Origin of the sequence: Paraburkholderia mimosarum LMG 23256 = NBRC 106338 (genome assembly GCF_000739815.1) — a bacterium.
In the GTDB taxonomy this organism is placed as follows: domain Bacteria; phylum Pseudomonadota; class Gammaproteobacteria; order Burkholderiales; family Burkholderiaceae; genus Paraburkholderia; species Paraburkholderia mimosarum.
Map to the genome: position 1 here is coordinate 70,292 of NZ_BBJJ01000002.1, position 26,200 is coordinate 96,491.

The window sequence follows — 26,200 nt, forward strand, 5'->3', positions numbered from 1 at the left end:
GGATCCAAAACCGGCGCGCATTCCACGCGCCGGCCGCAAGCACGATGACCGATCTCTCCCACAATCTCGAAGCTGTCCGCGAGCGCATCGCGGCCGCCGCCCGCAACGCCGGCCGCGACCCGCAAAGCGTGGCGCTGCTCGCGGTTTCGAAAACGTTTCCCGCTCAGGACGTACGCGCCGCTCACGCCGCCGGCCAGCGTGCGTTCGGTGAAAACTACGTGCAGGAAGCCGTGGACAAGATCGAGGCGCTCGCCGACCTGCGCGCGGGTCTCGAATGGCATTTCATCGGGCCGCTCCAATCGAACAAGACACGCCCCGTGGCCGAGCGTTTCGACTGGGTCCATTCGGTCGATCGTCTGAAGATCGCCGAACGCCTTTCGGCGCAGCGTCCCGCCGGCATGGCGCCGCTCAACGTTTGTCTCCAGGTCAACGTGAGCGGCGAAGCGAGCAAGAGCGGCGTCCCCCCGCAGGAAGCGCAGCAGGTCGCACGCCAGATCGCCGCCCTGCCCAACCTGCGCCTGCGCGGGCTCATGTCGATCCCCGAGCCGGAAAGCTCGCTCGAGGCACAACGCGCGCCGCACCGCCAGTTGCGCGAGCTGTTCGACGCGCTGCGCGCAGAAGGCCTGGCGCTCGACACGCTCTCGATGGGCATGTCGGCGGACCTCGAAGCCGCGGTGCTGGAAGGCGCGACGATCGTGCGCGTCGGCACCGCGATCTTCGGCGCGCGCGATTACTCTCACTGATTCGCTGAACAAATCCAACACCATGAAAATTGCCTTTATCGGCGGCGGCAACATGGCCGCAGCACTCATCGGCGGCCTGATCCGCAAGGGCGTCCCCGCCGACAACCTCTACGCGATCGATCCAAACGACGAAGCCCGCAAGCGCAACGCCGAGCAGTTCGGCGTGCGCACGGGCGCCGCCGCGGACTCGGCGCTGGCGTCGTACGACGCGGTGCTCCTCGCCGTGAAGCCGCAGATCGCCAAGGCCGTGGCCGAAGGCATTGCCCCGCACCTCGGCGCGCATCAGGTGGTCATCAGCATCATGGCCGGCATTCGCATTGAAGACCTGTCGCGCTGGCTCAACGGCCACGCACGCGTCGTGCGCACCATGCCGAATACGCCCGCGCTGATCGGCATGGGCGCAACGGGTCTCGTCGCCAGCGGCGGCGTGGACGCGGCCGGACGCCAGCTCGCCTCCGACGTGCTCGGCGCCGTGGGTCAAACCGTCTGGTTCGACGACGAAGCGAAGATCGACGCGGTTACGGGCATCTCGGGCAGCGGCCCGGCCTACGTCTTCTACTTCATCGAAGCGCTCGAAGAAGCGGCGCGCCAACTCGGCATGGACGAGCAGCAAGGCCGCGCACTCGCCATCGCGACGTTCGCCGGCGCGGCACAGCTCGCGCTGCAGTCGGACGAGCCGCCTGCCGTGCTGCGCGAGCGCGTGACGTCGAAAGGCGGCACGACAGCCGCCGCGCTGGCGTCGTTCGATGCTTCGGGCGTGAAGGCCGCCATCGTCAAGGGCGCGCTCGCGGCAGAAGCGCGCGCCAAGGAAATGGGCAACGAATTCGGCAAGCAGTAAGCCAGCCGGTTCCGGATGGAAAAGTAGCGCCGGGGGGTGTCACGCCCCCGGCGCTTTTGCGGAGTAAGGGTTTCGCGAGGCGGGGGCGGGAGCGCCCTCAGAGCCCCGAAACGGCGTAATGGGCGGCGATGCCTACGAACAGCACGCCACCCAGCCAGTTGTTGTGGCGGAACGCGGCGAAGCACGGCATGCGCTCGCGGCCCCTGATGAGCGTGTAGTGGTAAATGGCGCAACCCACGGCGGCGGCCCAGCCGAGCCAGTAGAGCCAGCCGAACGCCAGCGTCACGCCTACCCAGACGTAGATGCCGAGCGTGGCCGCGTAGCAGAGCATGATCGCGAGCACGTCGTAGCGGCCGAACGTGAGCGCCGAAGTGCGGATGCCGATCTTGATGTCGTCGTCGCGATCGACCATTGCGTATTCGGTGTCGTAGGCCACGGACCAGAACACGTTGGCGACCAGCATGATCCACGCAAGCGCCGGCACGTGATTCTGTACGGCGGCGAACGCCATCGGAATGCCGAAGCCGAACGCGATGCCCAGATACGCCTGTGGAATCGCAAAGAAGCGCTTCGTGAACGGATAAGAGGCCGCCACGAAGAGCGCCACGACCGATAACTCCTTCGTGAGCGCGTTCAGCGGCAGGATCAGGAGAAACGACACGAGCGCGAGACCCGCGGCAATCGCCACCGCTTCCCAGGCGCGGATGCGGCCGGAAGTGAGCGGGCGCTCGGCCGTGCGCTTGACGTGACGGTCGAAGTCGCGGTCGGCGTAGTCATTGATCGCGCAGCCCGCCGAGCGCATCAGCACCGTGCCGACGGTGAAAATGATCAGCAGCGAGAGCGGAGGATGGCCGTCCGAGGCGATCCACAGCGCGTTGAGCGTCGGCCACAGCAGCAGCAGGCTGCCGATCGGCTTGTCCATGCGGACGAGCCGCAAATAGAGCGGGAGTCGGGCGAACATGATCAGGGTGGGAAAAGCAATGCCGCTATTGTAGGCGAGGCCACCGCTTCGCCACCTCCGGCCTCGCCATGTCCGCGCCCTCTCCCCGGTGGCGGCCGGGCATAAAAAAACCCGCCGGACATCCGGCGGGCTTCCTGTCGTACCCGGTGCGGCTGGACTGCGACGCCTGCGCGCCGCGCCGGCATCAAGCCAGCAGCGAGCGCAGCATCCACGCGGTCTTTTCGTGCGTCTGCATGCGCTGCGTGAGCAGGTCGGCGGTCGGCTCGTCGTTGGCCGCCTCCGTCGACGGGAAGATCGCGCGCGCCGTGCGCACCACGGCTTCCTGGCCTTCCACCAGCTGACGGATCATGTCTTCCGCAGCCGGCACGCCGTCGGCTTCGGGAATCGACGAGAGCTTCGCGAACTCCTTGTAGCTGCCCGGCGCATGCACGCCCAGCGCGCGAATGCGCTCGGCGATCGCGTCCACGGCCAGCGCGAGTTCGTTGTACTGCCCTTCGAACATCAGGTGGAGCGTGTTGAACATCGGCCCCGTGACGTTCCAGTGGAAGTTGTGCGTCTTGAGATACAGCGTGTAGGTATCCGCCAGCAGGCGCGAGAGACCATCCGCGATCTTCTTGCGGTCTTTGTCGCTGATGCCGATATTCACGTGCTGTACGGTTGCTTTTTTGGCCATGACGACTGTTCCATAAAATTTGCTCATAGTCGAGCAGTGGATTTATCCGCACTTCGTTGATGCGACTTTCGCCGCCCAACTGAAGCCTCTTGACGCTCAGTTGCGCCGGAGGAGCGTGCGAGCAGGATCTGCTTCACCTGTGTGTGATGCATGAACCGGACGATTTCCCGATCATGAATCCTGTTACGCACATTCCGCGCAGCATTGAAGTCCGCCTGAAGAACGTCCCCGTTTGCACGGTAAAACTTGTCGCCCGCGCGCCTGCCTTCTAGCAAGCCCGTGAACGAGTCCATTTGCGACGTGTAGGCGGCGTTGACGACGACGTGCGTCGCTCCGCGCTGCGTGCATACTTCTTCAAGTGCCTGAGCCAATACACCCTTGGCCCATGCGCTCATGCGGCGGTTGTAGTTCCGCCACTGAGTCTTCCCCCTGATGGACGATGTCAGGTCTTCGGAGCCAACGACAGCGGCCTTGTCCAACATGGTGTGAGCGGCCTGATAGGCGATGGTCCGCAGTCTGTTCTGCGTGCGATCCCGGCGTGCCTCGAGTTTCCCGCACCCAAGGTTGTTCGCCCTGATGCGCTCAGCTTTGGCAATTCGCCCAGCCGCCCGATGCTTCTTTTCGAGCGCATGCAGTTTGTTGCGGGCCTTCCCGGTCTTCGATACCTGATTGCTGTACGCGCTGAGCACGGCGCCGAACTTCTCGCCATGATGGGCGCCGTCCGAGTCCGTGAAAGCTTCGGTATAGCCTTTATCGACGCCGATTTCAGCCGTTCCGCATGGCCGGCCTTCGCCCTTTTCGGTCGCGTAATGGATCTCGACGCTTTCGCCTTTCAGGATGATGCGCAGGTTGCAGCCTGTGAGGTCGACATGCTTTCCGCTGCTCGTGGTCGCAAGCACGATTGGCTCGCCGTACTGCTTTGCTACGCGGATCGTCACCGTGAGCCGGCCGCCCACGAGGCGGCTCTCGTGCTTGTCCGAGCGTACGATGAACTGGTTGTCGCAGCGCGAGACCCCGTGACGGAAGTGCTTGCGCATCATGCGGTGCAGGTAACGATCTTCAAGCCACCTGTCAGCCCTGAGCAGGGCAAACAGGCCCTTGCGCTCATCCGCATCCGGGGTGCGCTTCGCGATCGCTTGCCGTACCTTCGCGCAAGCGGCTGCCTTGTACGTCAGAATGTCGTGGACAACATCTTTGGTGGTCTCGGCGCGGATTGTTCCATCTACCGCGAGATTTGCGTACCAGCCGCTGGCAGTCACTTCCTTGCGAATGTCTGCCGCACTCTTGCCAACGCTCCCCAGCGCCCCGTAGCGCCGCCAGAGGTCCGCACGCACGAAAGCCATTACGTCGCAAACAGCGCGAAGCGCTGGCAGCGATGATGATGTCGCGTAAAGGATGCGGGTGACCGTTGTCATTGCAGGATATATCCTTCGGTTCCTTGCTCCTGGGGTAATCGTCCCTGATCTGCTGGCAAGCCAGGTCGTCCAGTACACCACAGTCAGCCCCTTCTCGGTGCCACCGAGCACATTCTGAACGTCTGATTCATTAAAGTATCGATGGCCGGACGGAAGACGCTTTGCAGTCGGCTTGCCTTCGCGCTCAAGTGTAGCCTGGAAATGTCAGAAAACCCGTTCATCCGGCCCTACTGGGTGGCCCGGTTCCGGGCGCCCGTGCCCGGCGCCGCGCCAGCTGTTCAATGTCCCGCGAGGAGTGCGAAACCTTGCGTGGCAATCGCCACGAAGCCACTCGCTACTACCGCAAAGCCCACCGCGCGACGCACGAGCTGCGTGCCTTGCGCGCGCGTGCGCGCCATCGCGGCCGCCTTTCCTGGTCCCATGGTCTTGAGGGTCATCGTCATCGTTCGGGTCATGATCGTGCTCCCTGGCGTTACCTTTTCGTCCTGTCCTGATCAGGGCGCGGCGTGTCGTCTCAACGTTGTGACGGCACACCGCGCCCGCCAGCTCACCTGGCCAGCTTCGCGATCGCGTCGATCACGCCTTGCGCATACGCCGGATCGGCGCGGCGGAAGTGCTCGATCTGACGCTCCGCGATCTCCGCCGGCACGCCGTTGATGTGACGCGCGATATTGCCGAACAGCCGCTCGCGTTGCGCTTCATCGAACAAACGAAACAGCGCGCCCGGCTGGCTGTAGTAGTCGTCGTCCGCGCGATGATCGTAGTGATCGACCGCGCCCGCCGCGAGCGGCGGCTCGCCGGCCTGCGAGCGTTGCGCGAAGTCGCCGAAGCGGCTCGGCTCGTAGTTCACGTTGCCGCCGAGGTTGCCGTCGGTGCGCATGGCGCCGTCGCGATGGAACGAGTGGACCGGACAGCGCGGCGCGTTCACCGGAATCTGATGATGGTTCACGCCCAGGCGATAGCGCTGCGTATCGCCGTACGAGAACAAGCGTCCCTGTAACAGGCGATCGGGCGAGAATCCGATGCCGGGCACCACGTTCGCGGGCGTGAAGGCGACCTGCTCGACGTCGGCGAAATAGTTCTCCGGATTGCGGTTCAGCTCGATCGTGCCCACGTCGATCAACGGGTAATCCTTGTGCGGCCACACCTTCGTGATGTCGAACGGGTTGTATGGCACTTTCGCGGCATCGGCCTCGGGCATCACCTGGATCCGGAAATGCCACTTCGGGAAATTGCCCTTCTCGATCTCGTCATAGAGATCGCGCTGCGCCGATTCGCGGTCCTGAGCCACGACCTGCGCCGCTTCCGCGTCGGTGTAGTTCTCCACGCCCTGCGCCGACTTGAAGTGGAATTTCACGTAAAAGCGCTCGTTGCCGGCGTTGATGAACGAGAACGTGTGCGAGCCGAAGCCGTGCTGCTGGCGATAATTCTTCGGAATGCCACGATCGCTCATGAGGATCGTCACCTGATGGAGCGACTCGGGATGACGCGACCAGAAGTCCCACGCCGCCACGTTGCTGCGCAGGTTCGTGCGCGGATCCCGCTTTTGCGTGTGGATGAAGTCCGGGAACTTGAGCGGATCGCGGATGAAGAACACCGGCGTGTTGTTGCCGACGATGTCCCAGTTGCCCTCTTGCGTGTAGAACTTTATCGAGAAGCCGCGCACGTCGCGCTCGGCGTCGGCGGCGCCACGCTCGCCCGCCACCGTCGAGAAGCGGATGAAGAGCGGCGTTTCCTTGCCGACTTCGCCGAACACCTTGGCCTTCGTATAGCGCGAGATATCGTGCGTGACCTTGAGGGTGCCGAACGCGCCCGAGCCCTTGGCGTGCACGCGGCGCTCGGGAATCACTTCGCGGTCGAAGTGCGCGAGCTTCTCGAGCAGCCACACGTCCTGCAGCACGACGGGGCCGCGCGGGCCGGCGGTGAGCGAATTCTGGTTGTCGACGACGGGTGCGCCTGCTGCCGAGGTGAGAGTACGGTCGGTCATGCTGGATTCCTTTCTGGCTGCTGGTGTGTTCTGGAATTCGGTGGGGTCTGGCGGGAATCGGCACGAGGCCGTCAGGCGGACAGCGCGCGGTCGACCAGCAACGAGAACGCGACGGTGCGAAGGCCCGATGCGGCGCGTGCCGGTGTGCTGGGCGTGGGGGTATTCGGGGTGGTGGTTTGCATCGCTTCCTCCAGTGGATTCCGGTTGGGATCGGTTGGAAGCCACTGTAGCATCAGCTATCGATAGCTATAATTTGATTTATTTAATCTATCGAATAGCCGCAGCGTATTGCGGTCGCGAGCGGTATCAGGGGAAAGCGCCACGGACGAATGCCGCGCGCGCGGAAGGAACGCGCCACGCCGAGACATCGGCGCGGCGCATGAGTCCGTCAGGCCGCCTCGGCGGGCGCCTCGATCTTCTTCACGCCAGGCAGTTCGCAAGCGTGGATTGCGTCGACGATCGCCTCGATCGCCGGCAGGCGCGTGAAGCTCTTGCGCCAGGCCAGCACCACGCGGCGATCCGGCACGGGCTCGTCGAACGGCACGTAGGAAAGCAGCCCCGAATCGACGCCGCCCGCGTGCGGCTTCACCTCCGTGACCGACATGCGCGGCAGCACGGTGATGCCCACGCCGCTCGCGACCATATGGCGGATGGTTTCCAGCGAGGAGCCTTCGAAGGTCTTCTGGATGCCGTCGGCGTTCTGCGAAAAACGCATCAGTTCCGGGCACACGCCCAGCACGTGATCGCGGAAGCAATGGCCGCTGCCGAGCAGCAGCATGGTTTCCTGCTTGAGGTCGTCCGGGTCGATCTTCGCGCGCTGTTCCCAGGCATGGCCCGAGGGCAGCGCCACGACGAACGGCTCATCGTAGAGCGGGCGCAGCGTGAGGCCGGTTTCGGGGAACGGCAGCGCCATGATCGCCACGTCGATCTCGCCTTGCTTGAGCAGCTCGATTAGCTTGAGCGTGTAGTTCTCCTGCAGCATGAGCGGCATTTGCGGCACGCGCTTGATCATCTGCTTGACGAGCGTGGGCAGGAGGTACGGCCCGATCGTATAGATCACGCCGAGGCGCAGCGGCCCCACCAGCGGATCCTTGCCCTGTTTGGCGATTTCCTTGATGGCGAGCGTCTGTTCGAGCACGCGCTGCGCCTGCGTGACGATCTGCTCGCCGATGGGCGTCACGCTCACTTCGCTCGTGCCGCGCTCGAAGATCTGAACGTTGAGTTCGTCTTCGAGCTTCTTGATGGCGACCGACAGGGTCGGCTGGCTCACGAAGCAGGCTTCCGCGGCCCGTCCGAAGTGGCGCTCTCGAGCTACCGCGACGATGTATTTCAATTCTGTGAGCGTCATTGGGGGACCAATTGGGGGAACATCAGTAACAATCAGACAAGGCGAATCAATAGTTTGTACTTATACACCTATGGCGCTGATTCGCCAATAATCTGCACCCCTACGCGGGGCACGATCACGGCAAAGGGGTCAGACGGCAGGGGCGCGCGGAGGTTCCGCGCAATGGACCTCATGCCTTCAGGTATTGTTCGCGCGCGCCCAGCCAGCGGTTCAGGTGCTGCGTGACGACGTGGGGATACTCGCGCAGCAGGCGATCGGCCGCGCCGCGCGCGGGCTCGATGAGCCAGGCGTCGTTTTCGAGGCTCGCGAAGCGCAGCATCGCCGCCCCCGACTGGCGCGCGCCGAGAAATTCGCCGGGGCCGCGGATTTCGAGATCCTTGCGGGCGATCTCGAAGCCGTCGGTGGTCTCGCGCATGGTTTGCAGGCGCGCGCGGCCCGTGAGCGACAACGGCCCGGTGTAGAGGAGCACGCAAACGGAAGCCGCGCTTCCACGCCCCACTCGCCCGCGCAATTGATGCAGTTGCGCGAGGCCGAAGCGCTCCGCGTGTTCGATCACCATCAGCGACGCGTTAGGCACGTCCACACCCACTTCGATCACCGTCGTCGCGACCAGCAGTTGTACTTCGTTGCGTGAGAACGCATCCATCACGGCGGCCTTGTCCGCGGAAGCCAGGCGGCCGTGCACGAGGCCCACGGTCAATTCCGGCAGCGCGGCCACGAGCGTTTCATAGGTTTCCACGGCCGTTTGCAGCTGCAGCGTTTCGCTCTCCTCGATCAGCGGACATACCCAGTACACCTGACGGCCCGTGAGCGCCGCCGCGCGCACGCGGGCGATCACCTCCTCGCGGCGCGCGTCGGAGACGAGCTTCGTGAGGATCGGCGTGCGGCCGGGCGGCAGCTCGTCGATGGTGGAGACGTCGAGGTCCGCGTAGTACGTCATGGCGAGCGTGCGCGGAATCGGCGTGGCCGACATCATCAGCTGATGCGGCTGGAACTCGCGGTGCGCCTCGCCAGGCGCTTTCGCGTTCTGCGCCTTGGCGCGCAGCGCGAGCCGCTGTTCGACGCCGAAGCGATGCTGCTCGTCGACGATCACGAGGCCGAGGCGCGCGAACTCGACGGCCTCCTGAATGATCGCGTGCGTGCCGATCACGAGCTGCGCCGTGCCGAGCGCAGCCGCTTCGAGCGCCGCGCGCTTTTCCTTCGCCTTGAGGCTGCCCGCGAGCCACGCCACCTGCACGCCGAGCGGCTCGAGCCAGCCGCGCAGCTTGCGCGCGTGCTGCTCCGCGAGGATTTCGGTGGGCGCCATGAGCGCGGCCTGATAACCCGCGTCGATGGCCTGCGCGGCGGCAAGCGCCGCGACCACGGTCTTGCCGCTGCCCACGTCGCCCTGCAGCAGACGCTGCATCGGGTGCGGCTGTTCGAGATCGTGGGCGATTTCCGCCACCACGCGCTCCTGCGCGCCCGTCAACGTGAACGGAAGCGCTGCGCGCAGCCGTGAGAGCAGCGTGGTTTGCGCCACGCGGCCCGCGACATGACGCGCCATCGCGGGCGCGGCGCGCGTGCGGCGCTCTTCGTGCGCGCGCTTGAGCGACAGTTGCTGCGCGAGCAACTCCTCGAACTTGATGCGCGTCCACGCGGGATGCGTGCCGTCGATCAGTTCGTTCTGGTCGGCATTCACGGGCGGATGGTGGAGGGTCTTCACCGCATCGATGAGCGGCGGCACATCCAGCGGCTCCATGAACTCGTGCGCCACTGCCGCGGGCAGAAGTTCGGGCAGATGCGCGCGCGAAAGCGCGTTGTCGATAGCCTTGCGCAAGTACGCCTGGCTCACGCCCGCCGTGGACGGATACACCGGCGTGAGCGCCTGCGGCAGCGGCGCGTCGCCCTCCACGACCTTCACCGCCGGATGCACCATCTCCATGCCGAAGAAGCCGCCGCGCACGTCGCCGCGCACGCGCAGACGCTTGCCGATCGCCATCTGCGCAACCTGCGAGCCGTAGAAGTTCAGGAAGCGCAGATGCAGCTCGTCGCCATCGTGGTCGCGCAGCTTCACCACCAGCTGGCGGCGCGGGCGGTAGGCGATCTCGTTGTCGAACACCACGCCTTCGGTTTGCGCGACGCCGCCGGGCAGCAGCTCGCCGATGGGCGTGAGCGTGGTTTCATCCTCGTAGCGCATCGGCAGATGCAGCACGAGGTCGATGTCGCTGCGCAGGCCGAGTTTGGCGAGACGGTCGGCGGTTTTGGTGAGCTTGGGCTTGTCCTTGGCCGCCGTTTTTTCTGCGCTCTTTTCCGCGCTTTTCTCCGCAGCCTTCTCCGCAGCCTTGTCCGCAGCCTTGTCCGCAGCCTTGTCCGCGGACTGCTTCGCCGCACGCTTGCGAGCGGGTGGCGCGGCCTCCTGCGTTGCGTCCGGCTGTCGCGTCCGGTCGCCGTCTTCGGGCGTGCGCGCGCCGTCGCGCGTTTCGCTCGCGGAATCGGATTCGGACATCAATCGGCTAACGGACTCAGGCATGGGCAGCTTCGCAAGTACAATATCGGCTTTCCGGCATGGCGCGGCACGCAGCGTGCAGGCGCCCTGGCTCTCCGGCACATGGCGCGCATGGCACACGGGCAGGTCACAGCCGGCCACGTTCCAGACGGGCATGTCCCAGACGGGCATGTCCCAGACGGGCACGTCCCAGACGGGCACGTCCCAGACGGGCATGTCCCAGACGGGCACGTCCCAGACGGGCATGTCCCGCAATCATAGCGGCTGTCGATCTGCAGTTAGCGCTTTGGCGCTTTGTCGATCCGAACCGGATGCTTTCGCACCGGCTCCGGTCCCGGGCAGCGCGCTCCGGTGCCATACCCGTTTGCTCGTTGCGCGCGGGAGGACATTGCCGCCGCTTTTTGGGGCGCGACCGTCGGCTCGCCGCCGGGAAGCCGCCGCGCGCCGGTCCTCCGGCGCATTTCCGTTATTTCAGGCCGCATGTTCAAGCTTTCCGATTTCGATTTCGACCTCCCCGAGGAACTCATCGCGCAAACGGCTCTCGCCGAGCGCAGCGCGAGCCGCCTGCTGGAGGTCGACAACACCGCGCAATTGCCCGGTCAACCAGGTCAACCCGGCCAACCCGCGCGCCTCACCGACCGGCGTTTCTCCGAACTGCCCGCGTGCGTGGCGCCGGGCGACCTGCTCGTCTTCAACGATACCAAGGTGTTGAAGGCGCGTTTCTTCGGCCAGAAGGCCAGCGGCGGCAAGATCGAGGTGCTCGTCGAGCGTCTGACCGGCGCGCGCACGGCGCTCGCGCAGATCCGCGCGAGCAAGAGCCCCGGGGCCGGCACGGTGCTGCGCCTCGCCGACGCGTTCGAGGTGACCGTGGGCGAGCGCGTCGAGCCGTTCTATACGCTTCACTTCCCCGACGACTGCCTCACGCTGATCGAACGGTTCGGCCGCCTGCCGCTGCCGCCCTACATCACGCACGATGCCGACGCGAGCGACGAAACGCGCTATCAAACGGTGTACGCGCAGAATCCGGGTGCGGTGGCCGCGCCCACGGCCGGTCTGCACTTCGACGACGCCCTGCTCGCCCAACTCGACGCGCAAGGCGTGGACCGAGCGACGCTCACGCTGCACGTGGGCGCGGGCACGTTCCAGCCGGTGCGCGTGGAGAACATCGCCGAGCACAAGATGCACAGCGAGTGGTATCAACTGCCGCAGACGCTGGTCGACAAGATCGCGGCCACGCGCGCGCGCGGCGGCCGCGTGATCGCCGTGGGCACGACCTCGATGCGCGCGCTGGAAGCCGCCGCGCGCGACGCCGACCGCGAAGGCCGCGCACTCGCGGCGACGCAGGCCGAAACCGACATCTTCATCACGCCGGGCTACACGTTCCGCGTGGTCGACCGGCTCGTGACGAATTTCCACCTGCCGAAGTCGACGCTGCTGATGCTCGTATCTGCGTTCGCGGGCATCGAAACGATCCGCGCGGCATATCGTCACGCGATCGCGCAGCGGTACCGCTTCTTCAGCTACGGTGACGCGATGCTGCTCACCCGAACCGACGACGCGCTCAACAAGTAACACGTTTAAACGCCTTTCTCGCTGCTCGCGCTCGTTCATCGAACGCTGCGGCTTTCACCCCATCTGCGCCGGACTGTTCTCCGGTGGCACAGGAGTCAACGCATGACCGACGGTCATCAAAACAACGCACGCGCCGAGCACGGCGCGTATCTGGGTCAGGTCGTAGGCGAACGCCCACAAAATGGCCTCAAATTCGAGCTGCTCGGCACCGATGGCCTCGCGCGCCGCGGCCGCGTGACGCTCAATCACGGTGTGGTCGAAACGCCGATCTTCATGCCCGTGGGCACCTACGGCACCGTCAAGGCGACCCAGCCGCGCGAGCTGGAGGAAATGCACGCGCAGATCATCCTCGGCAACACGTTCCACCTGTGGCTGCGCCCGGGTCTCGAGACGATCGAGGCGCATGGGGGCCTGCACCGCTTCATGGGCTGGAACCGGCCCATCCTCACCGATTCGGGCGGCTTCCAGGTGTTCTCGCTCGGCGACCTGCGCAAGATCTCCGAAGACGGCGTGCGCTTCGCCTCGCCCGTGAACGGCGACAAGCTGTTCCTCTCGCCCGAAGTGTCGATGCAAATCCAGAAGGTGCTCGATTCGGACATCGTCATGCAGTTCGACGAATGCACGCCCTACGCGACCAACGGCGTGGCGACCACCCACAAGGAAGCCGCCGACTCCATGCGCATGTCCATGCGCTGGGCACAGCGCTCGATCGACGAATTCAACCGCCTTGGCAACCCGAATGCGCTGTTCGGCATCGTGCAGGGCGGCATGTTCGAGGACCTGCGCGACGAATCGCTCGCCGGCCTCGCGCAGATGCCGTTCCATGGCTACGCGATCGGCGGACTTTCGGTGGGCGAACCCAAGGAAGACATGATGCGCGTGCTGGAGCACGTCGCGCCGAAGCTGCCCGCCGACAAGCCGCATTACCTGATGGGCGTGGGTACGCCGGAAGACCTCGTGGCGGGCGTGGCCGCGGGCGTCGACATGTTCGACTGCGTGATGCCCACGCGCAACGCGCGCAACGGCTGGATCTTCACGCGCTTTGGCGACATCAAGATCCGCAACGCCGTGCACCGCAACTCGCTGCGCCCGCTCGACGAGCAGTGCGGCTGCTACACCTGCCGCCACTTCACGCGCGGTTACCTGCACCATCTGCACCGCGTGGGCGAGATTCTCGGCGCGCAGCTCAACACGATCCACAATCTGCACTACTACCTGGAACTGATGAGCGAGATGCGCGCGGCGATCGAAACGAAGACGTTTGCGGCCTTCCGCCAGCGTTTTGCCGGGCAACGCGCACGCGGCGTCGACTGAGAGCGCCACACGACATTACAATCACCTTTCGCACCGATGGCGCGAACAGGGCGCCGCGTCTGTGTCTTGTCCATGCCTTGTCATGTCGCGCGGCGCCGGTTTTCACGCCCGGTTTTCACGCCCAAGCTCGCCGGGCAGCGGCAAGATTCAAGATAAGCGCTTGATCGGCAAGCCAATTTGGCGTCATCGTCGCGGAGAATGCCGGTGGTAGAATAACCGGCTCGCTTTTTGATCGTAAAAACGGAGAGACCAACGTGTCGTTCATTTCCAATGCCTTCGCGCAAGGCAGTGCAGCAGGTGGTGCCGAATCGAGCTTGATGAGCTTCCTGCCGCTCATTCTGATGTTCGCCGTGCTGTACTTCATCATGATCCGTCCGCAGATGAAGCGTCAGAAGGAACATCGCAACATGCTCGCGGCCATGGCCAAGGGCGACGAAGTGATCACGAGCGGCGGCATCGTCGGCAAGGTGACCCGCGTCAGCGAAGCCTACGTGGGCGTCGAAATCGCCGACGGCACGGAAATCACCGTGCAGAAGTCCTCGGTCTCGACCATCCTGCCGAAGGGCACGATCAAGTCGCTGTAAAGCGTCGCAAGAATCATCGAGGCCGTTGCCTCCAAAAGAACGGCCTCGCGCGCCCGGCCCAGCCACTGACCACGAAACGTCAATGCAGGAACGCCCCGAAGGCATAGCCGGACGCGCACAGCGCTCTTCCCCTCCCCCGTTGGGTCAACCAATGAACCGTTATCCCCTCTGGAAATATGTCGTGATGCTGGTGGCGCTTGTCATCGGCTTCGTGTACACATTGCCCAATTTCTTCGGCGAAGCGCCCGCGGTCCAGGTCTCGAGCGGCAAGGCCACCGTCAAGCTCGACTCGGGCACGCTCGCCCAGGTCGAAGCCGCGCTCGTTGCGAACAACATCAAGGCTGCCGACGTCACGTTCGACAACTCGTCGCTGAACGCGAACATCCGCGTGCGCGTCGCCGATACGGACACGCAGTTGCGCCTCAAAGACGCGCTCAATCACGCGCTGAACGCCGACCCGACCGATCCGCAGTACATCGTCGCGCTGAACCTGCAGAGCGCCTCGCCGCGCTGGCTCACCAGCATGCGCGCGCTGCCGATGTATCTCGGCCTCGACCTGCGCGGCGGCGTGCACTTCCTGCTCCAGGTCGACATGAACGGCGCGCTCAACAAGAAGCTCGATTCCGACGCTTCGGACGTGCGCACGCTCCTGCGCGACAAGAACATCCGCGACGGCGGCGTGAACCGCGTCAACCAGTCGGTGGTGGTCAATTTCGCCGATGCCGACGTGGCCGAGCAGGCGCGCAAGGTGCTCGCGGGATCGGGCGGCATCACCGAGCTTCAATGGGCCACGCAGAACAATCCCGAGGGCGGCGTGCAGCTCGTCGGCACGTTCACGCCGGCCGTGAAGACAGCGGTTCAGCAAGCGGCGCTCAAGCAGAACATCCAGACGCTGCACAACCGCGTGAACGAGCTCGGCGTGGCGGAGCCCGTAATCCAGCAGCAGGGCGACGACCGCATCGTGGTCGAACTGCCGGGCGTGCAGGACACCGCGAAGGCGAAGGACATCATCGGCCGCACGGCGACGCTCGAAGCGCGCCTCGCCGACCCGATGGGCCTGCATCCGGACGTGAACGCGCCGGTGCCGCCGGGCGACGAACTCTTCACGCAAGGCAACGCCGCGCCGGTGCTGCTGCGCAAGCAGGTGATCTTCACGGGCGACCGCATCATCGACGCCTCGGCGGGCTTCGACGAGCATCAGCGTCCGTCGGTCAACATCCGTCTCGACTCCGCGGGCGGGCGCGCCGTGCGCGCCGTTTCGCGCGACAACATCGGCAAGCCGATGGCGATGGTGCTGTTCGAAAAGGGCAAGGGCGAAGTGCTGACGGTGGCGACGATCCAGTCGGAACTGGGCGACCGCTTCCAGATCACGGGCCAGCCCACGCCGCAGGCCGCCGCCGACCTCGCGCTGCTGCTGCGCGCCGGCTCGCTCGCGGCGCCGATGGAAATCATCGAGGAACGCACGGTCGGACCGAGCCTCGGCGCGGACAACATTCGCAAGGGTTTTGATTCGGTGATCTACGGCTTCGCCGCGATCGCCGTGTTCATGATCGCGTACTACATGCTGTTCGGCGTGATCTCCATGATCGGCCTCTCGGTGAACCTGCTGCTGCTCGTGGCGGTGCTCTCGATGCTGCAGGCCACGCTCACGCTGCCGGGCATCGCGGCTATCGCGCTCGCGCTCGGTATGGCCATCGACGCGAACGTGCTGATCAACGAACGCGTGCGCGAAGAACTGCGCAACGGCGCGCCGCCGCAGCTGGCCATCCAGAACGGCTACGCGCACGCCTGGGCAACGATTCTCGACTCGAACGTGACGACGCTGATCGCCGGTCTCGCGCTGCTCGCGTTCGGCTCGGGTCCGGTGCGCGGCTTCGCGATCGTGCACTGTATCGGCATTCTCACGTCGATGTTCTCGGCCGTGTTCTTCTCGCGCGGTCTCGTGAACCTCTGGTACGGCGGCAAGAAGAAGCTCAAGTCGCTCGCCGTGGGTCAGGTGTGGCGTCCTGAGCCTCAGGAGGCGGCACCCGCGCTCGCCGGCGCCGACGTCGGCACCGATACGGCCCGCGCGGTTTCCGCAACGGCCGCGAAGCGCGAACCGGCCAAGGCCGGCGCAAAGGGCGCCGCGCGCGCCAAGCCGGTCGTGCGCCGCCGCGACGCCTCGGGCGGCCCCGGCAACAACACGGGCTCGTCCCGCTGATACGGAGTCACAAACATGGAATTTTTCCGCATCCGCAAAGACATCCCGTTCATGAAGCACGCGTTGATCTTCAACGCGATCTCGCTGATCACCTTCATCGCGGCGGTGTTCTTTCTGTTTCATCGCGGCCTGCACCTGTCGATCGAATTCACGGGCGGCACGGTCATCGAAGTGCAGTACCCGCAGGCGGTGCCGCTCGAGCCGTTGCGCGACTCGCTCGCGAAGATCGGCTACGGCGACGCCCAGGTGCAGAACTTCGGCACCTCGCGCGACGTGCTGATCCGCCTGCCGCTCAAGGAGGGCCTGAGCTCGGCGCAGCAGAGCGACCAGGTGATGTCCACGCTCAAGGCCGCCAATCCGCAAGTTCAATTGCAGCGCGTGGAGTTCGTCGGCCCGCAGGTCGGCAAGGAGCTCGCCACCGACGGCCTGCTCGCGCTCGCCTGTGTGGTGGCGGGCATCGTCATCTACCTGTCGTTCCGCTTCGAATGGAAGTACGCCGTGGCCGGCGTGATCGCGAACCTGCACGACGTCGTGATCATCCTGGGCTTTTTTGCGTTCTTCCAGTGGGAGTTCTCGCTCTCGGTGCTCGCGGCGGTGCTCGCGGTGCTGGGCTACTCGGTGAACGAGTCCGTGGTTATCTTCGACCGGATTCGCGAGACCTTCCGGCGCGAGCGCAAGATGAGCGTGACCGAAGTGATCAACCACGCCATTACGACCACGATGTCGCGAACCATCATCACGCACGGCTGTACGCAGATGATGGTGCTCTCGATGTTCTTCTTCGGCGGCCCGACGCTGCACTACTTCGCACTGGCGCTGACGGTGGGTATTCTCTTCGGCATCTACTCGTCGGTGTTCGTTGCGGCGGCGCTCGCCATGTGGCTCGGTGTGAAGCGCGAAGACCTCGTGAAGGACAAGAAGGAAAAGTTGGATCCGAACGATCCGAACGCGGGCGCGCAGGTTTGAGCCGCGCACCAGCGCAAAAGCCGGTTCTCGCGAACCGGCTTTTTTTTCGTGCACAGCCGCAGCGCTCGCTACTGTTTGATGCCTTCTGCCTGGATATGCAGGGTGGTCTTCATCTTGAAGCCGTACTTCTTGCCCATGTCGATGCCGAAGTCGTCGCGGTTGAAAGCGCCCTCGGCTTCCACGCCGCACACCTCGCGCTTGAGCACGGGGTGCTGCATGCACTTGAACGATTCGATTTCGAGCGTGAGCGGCCGTGTCACGCCGTGCAGCGTGAACTTGCCGATGATTCGCCTCGGCGTGTCGCCGTCGAACACCATGCGCGTGCCCTTGTACGTGGCGGTGGGATATTTCGCGACATCGAAGAACTCGTCGCCGATGAGATGCTGGTCGAGCCGCGCGTTGCCGGTCTGCACGGAGGCCGGATCGATCGTCACGTCCGCACTGCCCGTTCTTGCCGCGCGGTCGATCGTGACGGTGCCCGTGGTTTTGGTGAACTTGCCGCGCCACGTGGACAGGCCGCCCATATGGTCGGCCTCGAAGCTCGGAAAGGTGTGGTTCGGATCGAGCTGGTAGGTGTCGGCGGCGTGCCCGAGCTGGGCGGCGATCGCCACCACGGTCATCCCCACAGCCTTGCTCAGCCACGTCGAGTTGTTCAAAAGCCGCTCCTCAAGGCCGGCGCGCTACTTGTGAGCGACGACGAGATGAAACTTGATGAGCACTTCGTCGGAGACGATCGAGGTGTCCTTCCATTCGCCCGTGCCGATGTCGAAGGCAAGGCGGTGGATGGGCAGCGTGCCGTCGAAGGTCTGCGTCCCACCCTGCCGCGTGAGGACCACGGGCACGCTCACGGCCTGCGTATGCCCCTTGATCGTGAGGTTGCCGCTCACGCTGTACTGGTTCGTCGCGGTCGGCGTGATCGCAGTCGAGACGAACGTTGCCTGCGGGAACGCCTTTGCGTCGAACCATTCGGGCCCGCGCACCGAATCGTTGTAGGTCCGGTCGCCCAGATCGTAGCTCGCCGTCTCCACCGTGATCCGGGCGTTGCCGCTCGCCGGTTTCGCCGGATCGAAGTCGATCTGCGCACTGAACTTCGTGAAGCTGCCCTGCACCGGCACGTTCATCTGGCGCGAAATGGCGACAATCGTGCTCTTCGCTGCGTCGAGCTGCGCGTGCGCGGCCCCGCCAGCGCACAGCGCCGCGGCGCCGGCCGCCCACATCGCGACGCCCCCGATGGCTGCGCGCAAACGATAAGAGCGAATCCACCCTGACAATGCTTCCATGATCGTCTCGCCTGGGTTTCGTAGTTTCCCGCTTCGCGGATCCTGCTGCGGCCACGTTCCGCAGCCATCCGGTTCCCATGCCGGAAAGATAATCCAATTCCAGTGACAACAAACATTTGGAGATAAGGCTAGACTCGCCCGGCGAACTGCCCGGCCGGTGAGCGCACGTCGTTGCGGCACGCCACCGGGCGTGTTTGGTAACATGGCGCGACGCGCTGTCGGTACCCGCTGCTGGTCAACGTAGACAGGCGCGCCACCGCCACAGGCCCTTTGCTCCCCGTCGTTTCGCGTCACCTGCCCGCATGGCCCAGGACAAATTGATCGCGTGTCACGATTGCGACGCGCTCTACCGCAAACCGCGGCTGCTCGGCCGCCAGTCGGCACGCTGCTCGCGCTGCGGCGCGACGCTCTACAGCAGCGCCGCGACCCAGCTCGACCGCATCTGCGCCGTGACGGTCGCGGCGCTCGTCACCTTTCTCATCGCGCAGTCGTTTCCCATCATCGAGCTCGATGCCAACGGCATCACCACGGAGTCGAGCCTGTTCGGCGCCCTCATCGTGCTGTGGCATGAGGACATGGAAATCGTTGCGGTGATGGTTTTCTGCGCAACCACCCTTTTTCCGCTAACGGAGATGGTGGCGCTCCTCTACGTGCTGCTGCCGGTGCGGCGCGGCTTCATTCCACCGGGCTTCAACCTCGTGCTGCGCGCCATCCTGTTCGTGCGGCCCTGGGGCATGCTCGAAGTGTTCATGCTGGGCGTGCTCATCACGATCGTGAAAATGGTGAGTCTCGCGCGCGTGATTCCCGAAACCGCCCTCTTTGCCTTTGGCGCGCTCACGCTGATGTTCACCGTGGTCGTCACCTTCGATGCGCGCACGCTCTGGGACATCGCCGATGCGCTGCGCGACGCCGCGCGCGAGGCACGCGAAGGCGGCGCCGGTCCGGGGGGCCAGGCAGGCGGCTCGGGCGGCCCTGGGAGCCCAGGGGGCCCGCACGAGCCGCGCTGGCCGTCATCGCCCTTCCCGGCGTCGACACGCCCGCCGGCCGAGCCTGAGATCCGCGGCCCCGGCGCCGGCGAGCAGGATCCGGCGCCGCCGCGCGGCGGCCCACTTCCCAAGGCCCCCCGATGAAATATCAAACCGCCACCGACGCCGGCTACATTTCCTGCCACGCCTGCGGGCATGTGCAGGCGCACGTGCGTCCGCGCTCGGGTGCGCACGTGCGCTGCGAGCGCTGCGGCTCGCCCACGCACGAGCGCAACCCTGACAGCATCATGCGCACGTGGGCGCTGCTCATTGCCGCCGCGCTGCTCTACATCCCCGCCAATTTGCTGCCTGTCATGCATACGGCCTCGCTCGTCGGCGAAGAGGACGACACCATCATGAGCGGCGTGGTCTACTTCTGGACCTCCGGCGACTGGCCGCTCGCCGTGATCGTCTTCATCGCCAGCATTCTGGTGCCGATGCTCAAGCTTTCCGTGCTCGCCCTGCTTGCGTTCACGTCGCAGCGCAAGTCGACATGGCGGCCCGTCGAGCGCACGAAACTGTACCGGCTCGTCGAATTCATCGGACGCTGGTCGATGCTCGACGTGTTCGTCGTCACGCTAACCGTGGCTTTGGTGCGCTTCCAGTCGCTCGCGGTGATCACGGCCGGGCCCGGCGCGATCGCGTTCGGCTCGGTCGTGATCCTCACGATGATCGCCTCGATACAGTTCGATCCGCGCTTGATCTGGGATCCGGTGGACGAAGACAAGCACCAACCTGCGCAACATTCTCAGGATCACCCACATGAATAGTCCGCAAGGACCGACCCCGCCGAATCTGCCCGAACCGGAGATCATCAAGCCGAGGCGCTGGCTGCCGTCGCTCGTATGGATCGTGCCGATCGTCGCCGCGCTGATCGGCGTGGCCCTTGTCGTGAAGTCGGTGGCCACGCGCGGGCCGACCATCACGATCAGCTTCGTGAGCGCCGAAGGGCTCGAGCCCGGCAAGACCAAGGTCAAGTACAAGGACGTCGACATCGGCTCGGTGCGCGCGATCAGGCTCTCGCCGAACCTCTCCCATGTGATCGTCACGGTCGAACTCACGAAGGACGCCGAACGATTCGCCGTGAAGGACAGCCGCTTCTGGATCGTGCGCCCGCGCGTGGGCGCGAGCGGCGTCTCGGGTCTCACCACGCTGCTCTCCGGCTCGTACATCGGCGCGGACGCCGGTCGCTCGGAGGACTCGCAGAGCGACTTCGTCGGGCTCGAGGCGCCACCTGCGGTGACCATCGACGAGAAAGGCCATCGCTACACGCTGCATAGCGGCACGCTCGGTTCGCTCGACATCGGCACGCCGATCTTCTTCCGGCGCATCCAGGTGGGCCAGGTGACCGGCTATTCGCTCGACAAGGACGGCACGGGCGTGACGGTGCAGGTGTTCGTGACCGCGCCGTTCGACCAGTACGTGGGCACCAACACGCGCTGGTGGCACGCGAGCGGCGTGAACGTGCAGCTCGATTCGAACGGCATCAAGGTCAACACGCAGTCGCTCGCCACCATCGTGGTGGGCGGCATTGCGTTCCAGGCTCCGCCCGGCCAGTCCATGGGCCCGCAGGCGCCCGACACCGCCACCTTCGCGCTCGCCTCCGACGAGGCCGAGGCAATGCGCGAGCCGGACGGCGCGCCGCAGCGCGTGGTGATGTACTTCAACCAGTCGTTGCGCGGCCTTTCGGTGGGCGCGCCGCTCGATTTCCGGGGCATCGTGCTCGGCCAGGTGACCGACATCGGCATCGAGTACGACCCGAAACAGCACAATTTCACGATGCCCGTGACGATGGATCTCTATCCGCTGCGACTGTCGCGCCGCATCCGCGGAGAAGCGCCTGCGCCGTATACACCGCAAAGCCAGGAACTGCTCAAGCGGCTCGTCCAGCGCGGCCTGCGCGGCCAGTTGCGCACCGGCAATCTGATCACGGGGCAGCTCTACATCGCCCTCGACATCTTCCCGAAGGCCGCGCCGGCGACCGTCGATTTCAATCACGACCCGCTCGAGCTGCCCACGGTGCCGAACTCGCTCGAAGAGCTGCAACTGCAGGTGGCGGACATCGCGAAGAAGCTCGACCAGATTCCGTTCGACAAGATCGGCAACAACCTGAACGACTCGCTCAAGAACGCCAACCAGCTGTTCGGCAAGGTGAACGACCAGATCCTGCCGCAGCTGCAAGGCACGCTGGATGAGGCGCAGAAGACCTTCAACGCCGCGCAGTCCACGCTGCAGCAGGACTCGCCGCTGCAGTCGGACGTGCATCAGGCGATGCAGGAACTCACGCGCACGCTGCAATCGCTCAACGCGCTCTCCGATTACCTCGAACGCCATCCCGAATCGCTGCTGCGCGGCAAATCTGGAGCAAATAACTGATAGCTGACTTTACGGCATGCGCAAGTACAAGAAGCAGATCAAGGAAGATTTTCCAGGCATCAAGGAATCGAAGGATATCCTCGAATGAAAAATCTAATCGCGAACAGCATCGCAGAACAACTTCATCGCCTCGCGACCGATACGGGCAATCCCATCACGAGCGCCATTGGCATGCGGGTTGCACGCATCATGCTCGAAGAAAAGCATTCACGCATTGAGTGGGACGAATCTCCGTGGGATGTGTCCTCGCGCGCAGTTCGAACTGCCGACCCCTTTGACCTGACGCAATACGAGACCGTTGAACAGTTTCTTGAGGCCGAAGCCACAGGGAACACAGTCGCCACGTACTGTTCGGGGCATGGGTTCGCCGCCGAAACATATTCGGCTGAATTCGAGCAGCATGCCGGCGATCTTCTCTATAGGTACATCGTGGATAACTTCCCGGATGCCCGCGATCAGGATGAGCAAGATCGTATGGACGACGAAATCTACGAATTTCTCGCAGATGAACTGCTGGAATACGAATTCCTGCAGCCCGTCCAAAACATGCCGATTCAGGCATGCCTTGAAAGGTATTCTGCCGCCGCAAAAGCATGATCACCGTCACCCGCACCCTGCACGCAATCCCATCCTCGCTGCGCGCCATTCGCGCGTCCTGCAAGGCGATGGCGTTCGTGCGTGCCGATCTCTGGCGCCGCTACGGCGCGCTCGGGACCGTTGGCAAGAGTGCGGCTGACATTCGCAAGGAAGTGACTGCCGGCGGTTGGTATTCCGGGCTTTCGGTGGACGGCACGATCCGCGCAGAAACTACGAAGGATGCCGTCAACGACATTCTGACGTACAAGGCTGCCGCATGCGCCAAGGTGCGTCAGGCGATCGCGAAGCGGACCTCCGATCAGAATGAGCGCAAGCGGCTCTACACGCTCCTGAAGTCCGACAAGTGGCGCGAGGACGGTTATCTGCACCGAATGATGCGCAAGCACTTCAGGCATGGCGTGTCAAGTTGCGACAATCAGTTCATCGTTCGGTCTGACAAGCACGAGAGCAGGATCGTGGGCGGTCGACTCACGGTGACGATCCGCATTGCGAAGCAGTACGGCGAGCCGCTCGTGCTCACGACGACGAGCAGCGGGAAAAACGTCGACCTCACGGGCTGCAATCTGCGCGTAATCCTGAAAGGCGAATCGGTCGAGATCCATTACGCGACCGAAAAGACCGCAGGTCGCCCGTGCGGGACTGCCGAAATCGGCGTCGACAAAGGCTACAGCGAAGCGTTCACGGACTCCGACGGCAGGCACCACGGCGACAATTTCGGGGCAGTCCTGACGGCGCACAGCGATCAGGTTTCGAAAACCGGGAAGGCGCGCAACAAGCTGCATGCGCTCGAGAAAAAGCATCGGGCGGCTGGCCGCATAGCCAAGGCTGAGCGCATCAAGGTGAACAATCTCGGACGCGTGAAGCTCGACAGGCGACGTGATCGCACGCAAAAAAGGCTGCGCACCATCGCCTATCAGGCTGCCCACTCGATCGTGGATGCTGCGGCAGTGATCGGTTCAGAGGATTTGACCGCGCCCATCAGGGGCAATCTCCAATGGCGGAAATACAACCGCCGAATGAGTGCATGGGCCAAAGGTGTACTGGCTCAGGCGCTCGAAGAAGTATGCACGCAGCGTGGAGCGACGCACGTCGTCGTCAACGCCGCCTACACGTCGCAAATGGACTCGTTCACGGGCTTGCTGGAAGGCAGGCGCGCGGGCGACAAGTTTTACCGTGCAAACGGGGACGTTCTCCAGGCGGACTTCAACGCTGCGCGGAATGTGCGTAACAGGATTCGTGATCGGGAAATCGACCGGTTCATGCCTCACACACAGGTGAAGCAGATCCTGATCGCACGCTCCTCCGGCGCAACTGAGCGTCAAGAGGCTTCAGTTGGGCGGCGAAAGCCGCGTCAACGAAGTGCAGATAAATCCAGTGCTCAACATTGAGCAATTATTTTGGAACAGACAAGCCATGATGCTCCGACGTGCCCCCAACCTTGCCACACTCGGCGCGGTGTTGATCGCGGCCGCGCTCGCGGGCTGCAGCTCGCCGGCCAGCCGATTCTACACACTGAGCCCGACCGACGACGCTGCCCGCACGGCCGCCGCGCCCAGCGCGGGTAACGCCCAGTGGCTGATCGAGCTGGCGCCAGTCGACGTGCCGCCGCAGGTTGCAAAGGCGCAGCTCGTGGTGCAAAGCGACGCCACCCAGGTGCGGGTGCTCGAGCAGGAGCGCTGGGCGTCGATGCCCGGCGACGAAATCCGCCGCGCGCTCTCGGGCGACCTCACGCAGCAGCTAGGCACCATCGACGTGTACGGCTCGCCGCGCCCCTCGGGCGTGCCGGTGTACCGCGTGAGCGTGAACGTGCAGCGCTTCGAGTCGTGGCCCGGCTCGCATGCGCTGATCGACGCCGTGTGGAGCGTGCGCTCGCTCGACACGCAAACCGTCATGACCTGCCGCAGCGTGCTGAACGAGCCCGTGGGCGACGGCTACGACGCGCTCGTGGTCGGCCACCGCCGCGCGATCGACGCGCTCTCGCAGTCGATCGCGAGCGGCGTACGCGCGCTCGCGGCCGCGCCGCGGGCGAGCGTGGCGGCAAACGGTATGAAGTCCGGCACGCGGGCGAAGCCGCCGGCGAGCATCGCCTGTCCGCAGACGGCGCCCGCCGCTGCCGGCGGAACGCCGCAGCCCGCAGGCGGCTGAGAGGAACCGGTTCTCGGTGGCGCGGCGCCCGTGCGCCGCGCCGGCGACCTGCCCTCACCGCAGACCGCACTAACCGCACGCACTCCGGAACCCATAAGGGCCCCAGCAGGCTAGTGTTCGGCAGATGCGGCGGCAATCGGGTTCAGTGCCTCCGACTCGCGCACGCTGACATGCTTCGTCACGCGCTCGGGCATCCACGTCAGGCCGCCCCCGCAACCCGCGTACAATAGCGCCTTCCCCGCAGCGTCCCATCCTCCTTCATGTCTTTCGATTTCTTTGCCCCCTGCCCGCGCGGCCTCGAAGCCGCGCTCGCCGCCGAACTGGCCGAAACCGCGCAACGGCGTCTGCCGCCCGGCGCACTCCAGGTCGGCGCCGAGGTGCCCGGCGGCGTGCATTTCCGCGGCAACTGGGCCGGCGGCATCGCCGCGAACCTCCATTCGCGCATTGCGAGCCGCGTGCTCCTGAAGATCGCCCAGCGGCCATACCGCAGCGAGCAGGACATCTACGCGCTCGCGCGCGAGCAGCGCTGGGACCAGTGGTTCACGCCGAACGAGACGCTGCGCGTGGACATCACCGCGATCAAGTCGCCGCTGCGCAGCCTCGAATTCGCCACGCTGCGCGTGAAGGACGCGATCTGCGACCGCATGCGCGACAAGGCGGGCGCTCGTCCTAGCATCGACACCGCGTATCCGGACGTGCGCGTCTTCGCCTTCCTCACGGCGAACGAGTGCACGCTCTATCTCGACACCTCGGGCGAACCGCTCTTCAAACGCGGCTGGCGTCTGGACAAGGGCGCCGCCCCGCTGCGCGAAAACCTCGCCGCGGGCATCCTGCGCCTCACGGGCTGGACGGCCGGTACGCCGCTCTACGACCCGATGTGCGGCAGCGGCACCTTCCTCGCCGAAGCCGCGCAGGTTGCGCTCGATATCGCGCCGGGCCTCGATCGCCGCTTCGGCTTCGAGTCGCTCAAGCAGGCTGACATGGCGGCATGGCGGCACCTGAAGAGCGAAGCCAACACGGCGCGCAACGCGGCCCAGAGCAAGCAGCACGACCTGCTGATTTTCGGCAGCGACATCTCCGACGTCATGCTGGAAAAGGCGCGCGCGAACTTCAAGCGCGCGGGCTTCGGCAACGTGCCGCTCAAGCAGCTCGACGCGCGCAACATGACGCCGCCCACCGACGCGCCGGGCATCCTCGTGGCGAATCCGCCGTATGGCGAGCGTATCGAGGTGCGCGGGCGCAATGCGCGCGGCGAGGCGCGGCCCACGGCGCGCGAACTGCGTGGCGACGACGACGAAGGCTTTCACCGCGCGAGAGACGAGGCGCCCGACGCCGAGTTCTTCCAGGCGCTCGGCGACGCGCTCAAGCAGCGCTTCACGGGCTGGCGCGCCTTCGTCCTCACTTCGGACCGCAAGCTGCCGGGCCAGCTGCGCCTGCGCGAAGCCGCCAAAACGCCGCTCTACAACGGCGCGCTCGAATGCCGCCTGTTCCGCTTCGACCTGATTGCAGGCAGCGTGCGCCAACGCCCGGCCAGCGGCGGCGCGAATCCCGCCGCAGGCAACGACGACGCCCAATGACCTCGGCGAACGCGCACGGCGGGTGACATCTGAGCCCGCCGCCGCGCCGCGCGTGAACTAGCCGTTTGCGCATGAAGACCGGAAAGGTCGACGACAAGCGTATGGCGCGCCAAA

At 65.1% G+C, this 26,200-nt stretch carries 23 protein-coding genes and 1 pseudogene; 14 read left to right on the forward strand and 10 right to left on the reverse strand.

Features of this window, described 5'->3' with window-relative positions:
- Positions 1–44: 44 nt before the first annotated feature.
- A complete protein-coding gene (locus tag BMI01S_RS02345) occupies positions 45–743 on the forward strand; it encodes a YggS family pyridoxal phosphate-dependent enzyme (RefSeq protein WP_028209470.1) in 699 nt (232 codons plus the stop codon).
- Between the two features lie 22 nt (positions 744–765).
- Positions 766–1,581: a pyrroline-5-carboxylate reductase gene (proC, locus tag BMI01S_RS02350; RefSeq protein ID WP_028209469.1), complete on the forward strand. Its 816-nt coding sequence runs from the start codon at positions 766–768 to the stop codon at positions 1,579–1,581.
- A 97-nt stretch (positions 1,582–1,678) separates the two neighbouring features.
- Here the strand turns inward: proC and ubiA are convergent, their stop codons facing one another.
- The 8 genes and pseudogenes from ubiA to recG form a co-directional block, all read right to left on the reverse strand.
- Positions 1,679–2,542, reverse strand: a complete 864-nt coding sequence (gene ubiA / locus BMI01S_RS02355) for a 4-hydroxybenzoate octaprenyltransferase (protein WP_028230107.1) — start codon at positions 2,540–2,542, stop codon at positions 1,679–1,681.
- Between the two features lie 184 nt (positions 2,543–2,726).
- Positions 2,727–3,215, reverse strand: coding sequence for a Dps family protein (locus BMI01S_RS02360; protein WP_028209467.1), 489 nt, complete (start codon positions 3,213–3,215; stop codon positions 2,727–2,729).
- Between the two features lie 23 nt (positions 3,216–3,238).
- Positions 3,239–4,630, reverse strand: a complete 1,392-nt coding sequence (locus BMI01S_RS02365) for a transposase (RefSeq protein ID WP_028230106.1) — start codon at positions 4,628–4,630, stop codon at positions 3,239–3,241.
- Positions 4,631–4,702: 72 nt separating this feature from the next.
- Positions 4,703–4,816, reverse strand: a pseudogene (locus BMI01S_RS40605) (IS607 family transposase); the annotation flags it as partial.
- Between the two features lie 92 nt (positions 4,817–4,908).
- A complete protein-coding gene (locus BMI01S_RS40610; RefSeq protein ID WP_154671138.1) occupies positions 4,909–5,085 on the reverse strand; it encodes a hypothetical protein in 177 nt (58 codons plus the stop codon).
- 92 nt (positions 5,086–5,177) lie between these two features.
- Positions 5,178–6,617, reverse strand: a complete 1,440-nt coding sequence (locus BMI01S_RS02370) for a catalase (protein ID WP_028230105.1) — start codon at positions 6,615–6,617, stop codon at positions 5,178–5,180.
- Between the two features lie 388 nt (positions 6,618–7,005).
- Positions 7,006–7,965, reverse strand: coding sequence for a hydrogen peroxide-inducible genes activator (locus tag BMI01S_RS02375; protein WP_028209465.1), 960 nt, complete (start codon positions 7,963–7,965; stop codon positions 7,006–7,008).
- Between the two features lie 169 nt (positions 7,966–8,134).
- Positions 8,135–10,696 carry an ATP-dependent DNA helicase RecG gene (gene recG, locus BMI01S_RS02380; RefSeq protein WP_407668927.1) on the reverse strand — a complete coding sequence of 854 codons (2,562 nt, stop codon included), beginning with the start codon at positions 10,694–10,696 and terminating at the stop codon, positions 8,135–8,137.
- Positions 10,697–10,930: 234 nt separating this feature from the next.
- Between recG and queA the strand changes: the two genes are divergently transcribed.
- The 5 genes from queA to secF all read left to right on the forward strand — a co-directional run bounded on the left by queA (position 10,931) and on the right by secF (position 17,086).
- A complete protein-coding gene (queA, locus tag BMI01S_RS02385; protein ID WP_028209463.1) occupies positions 10,931–12,022 on the forward strand; it encodes a tRNA preQ1(34) S-adenosylmethionine ribosyltransferase-isomerase QueA in 1,092 nt (363 codons plus the stop codon).
- 102 nt (positions 12,023–12,124) lie between these two features.
- A complete protein-coding gene (gene tgt / locus BMI01S_RS02390; protein WP_028209462.1) occupies positions 12,125–13,336 on the forward strand; it encodes a tRNA guanosine(34) transglycosylase Tgt in 1,212 nt (403 codons plus the stop codon).
- Positions 13,337–13,590: 254 nt separating this feature from the next.
- Entirely contained in the window at positions 13,591–13,920 is a 330-nt protein-coding gene (gene yajC, locus BMI01S_RS02395) for a preprotein translocase subunit YajC (protein WP_028209461.1), read from the forward strand.
- Between the two features lie 151 nt (positions 13,921–14,071).
- Positions 14,072–16,120 carry a protein translocase subunit SecD gene (secD, locus tag BMI01S_RS02400; protein WP_028230103.1) on the forward strand — a complete coding sequence of 683 codons (2,049 nt, stop codon included), beginning with the start codon at positions 14,072–14,074 and terminating at the stop codon, positions 16,118–16,120.
- 15 nt (positions 16,121–16,135) lie between these two features.
- Positions 16,136–17,086 (forward strand): protein translocase subunit SecF, encoded by a 951-nt coding sequence (gene secF, locus BMI01S_RS02405; protein ID WP_028230102.1) that lies wholly within the window; start codon positions 16,136–16,138, stop codon positions 17,084–17,086.
- Positions 17,087–17,154: 68 nt separating this feature from the next.
- Here the strand turns inward: secF and BMI01S_RS02410 are convergent, their stop codons facing one another.
- Together BMI01S_RS02410 and BMI01S_RS02415 are read right to left on the reverse strand one after the other, a co-directional pair.
- Complete coding sequence (locus BMI01S_RS02410) at positions 17,155–17,706, reverse strand: YceI family protein (protein ID WP_036044289.1); 552 nt, start codon at positions 17,704–17,706, stop codon at positions 17,155–17,157.
- Between the two features lie 60 nt (positions 17,707–17,766).
- Positions 17,767–18,303, reverse strand: a complete 537-nt coding sequence (locus BMI01S_RS02415) for a YceI family protein (RefSeq protein WP_036044288.1) — start codon at positions 18,301–18,303, stop codon at positions 17,767–17,769.
- 365 nt (positions 18,304–18,668) lie between these two features.
- Here BMI01S_RS02415 and BMI01S_RS02420 point away from each other — a divergent pair, with 365 nt between their 5' ends.
- The 7 genes from BMI01S_RS02420 (at position 18,669) to BMI01S_RS02450 (ending at position 26,086) form a co-directional block, all read left to right on the forward strand.
- Positions 18,669–19,496 (forward strand): paraquat-inducible protein A, encoded by an 828-nt coding sequence (locus tag BMI01S_RS02420; RefSeq protein ID WP_081723313.1) that lies wholly within the window; start codon positions 18,669–18,671, stop codon positions 19,494–19,496.
- On the forward strand, positions 19,493–20,161 hold the full coding sequence (locus tag BMI01S_RS02425) for a paraquat-inducible protein A (protein ID WP_042288186.1): 669 nt from the start codon (positions 19,493–19,495) through the stop codon (positions 20,159–20,161). The genes BMI01S_RS02420 and BMI01S_RS02425 overlap by 4 nt, the downstream gene beginning before the upstream one ends.
- A complete protein-coding gene (locus BMI01S_RS02430) occupies positions 20,154–21,767 on the forward strand; it encodes a PqiB family protein (RefSeq protein WP_028209456.1) in 1,614 nt (537 codons plus the stop codon). The genes BMI01S_RS02425 and BMI01S_RS02430 overlap by 8 nt, the downstream gene beginning before the upstream one ends.
- An 84-nt stretch (positions 21,768–21,851) precedes the next feature.
- The gene (locus tag BMI01S_RS02435; protein WP_028230099.1) at positions 21,852–22,364 is read left to right on the forward strand and encodes a hypothetical protein; all 513 of its coding nucleotides are present in this window, start codon (positions 21,852–21,854) and stop codon (positions 22,362–22,364) included.
- Between the two features lie 185 nt (positions 22,365–22,549).
- Positions 22,550–23,752 carry a transposase gene (locus BMI01S_RS02440; RefSeq protein WP_255217788.1) on the forward strand — a complete coding sequence of 401 codons (1,203 nt, stop codon included), beginning with the start codon at positions 22,550–22,552 and terminating at the stop codon, positions 23,750–23,752.
- A gap of 25 nt (positions 23,753–23,777) precedes the next feature.
- Positions 23,778–24,509: a PqiC family protein gene (locus tag BMI01S_RS02445; RefSeq protein WP_042288190.1), complete on the forward strand. Its 732-nt coding sequence runs from the start codon at positions 23,778–23,780 to the stop codon at positions 24,507–24,509.
- A 260-nt stretch (positions 24,510–24,769) separates the two neighbouring features.
- Positions 24,770–26,086, forward strand: coding sequence for a THUMP domain-containing class I SAM-dependent RNA methyltransferase (locus BMI01S_RS02450; RefSeq protein WP_028230098.1), 1,317 nt, complete (start codon positions 24,770–24,772; stop codon positions 26,084–26,086).
- Positions 26,087–26,200 lie beyond the last annotated feature (114 nt).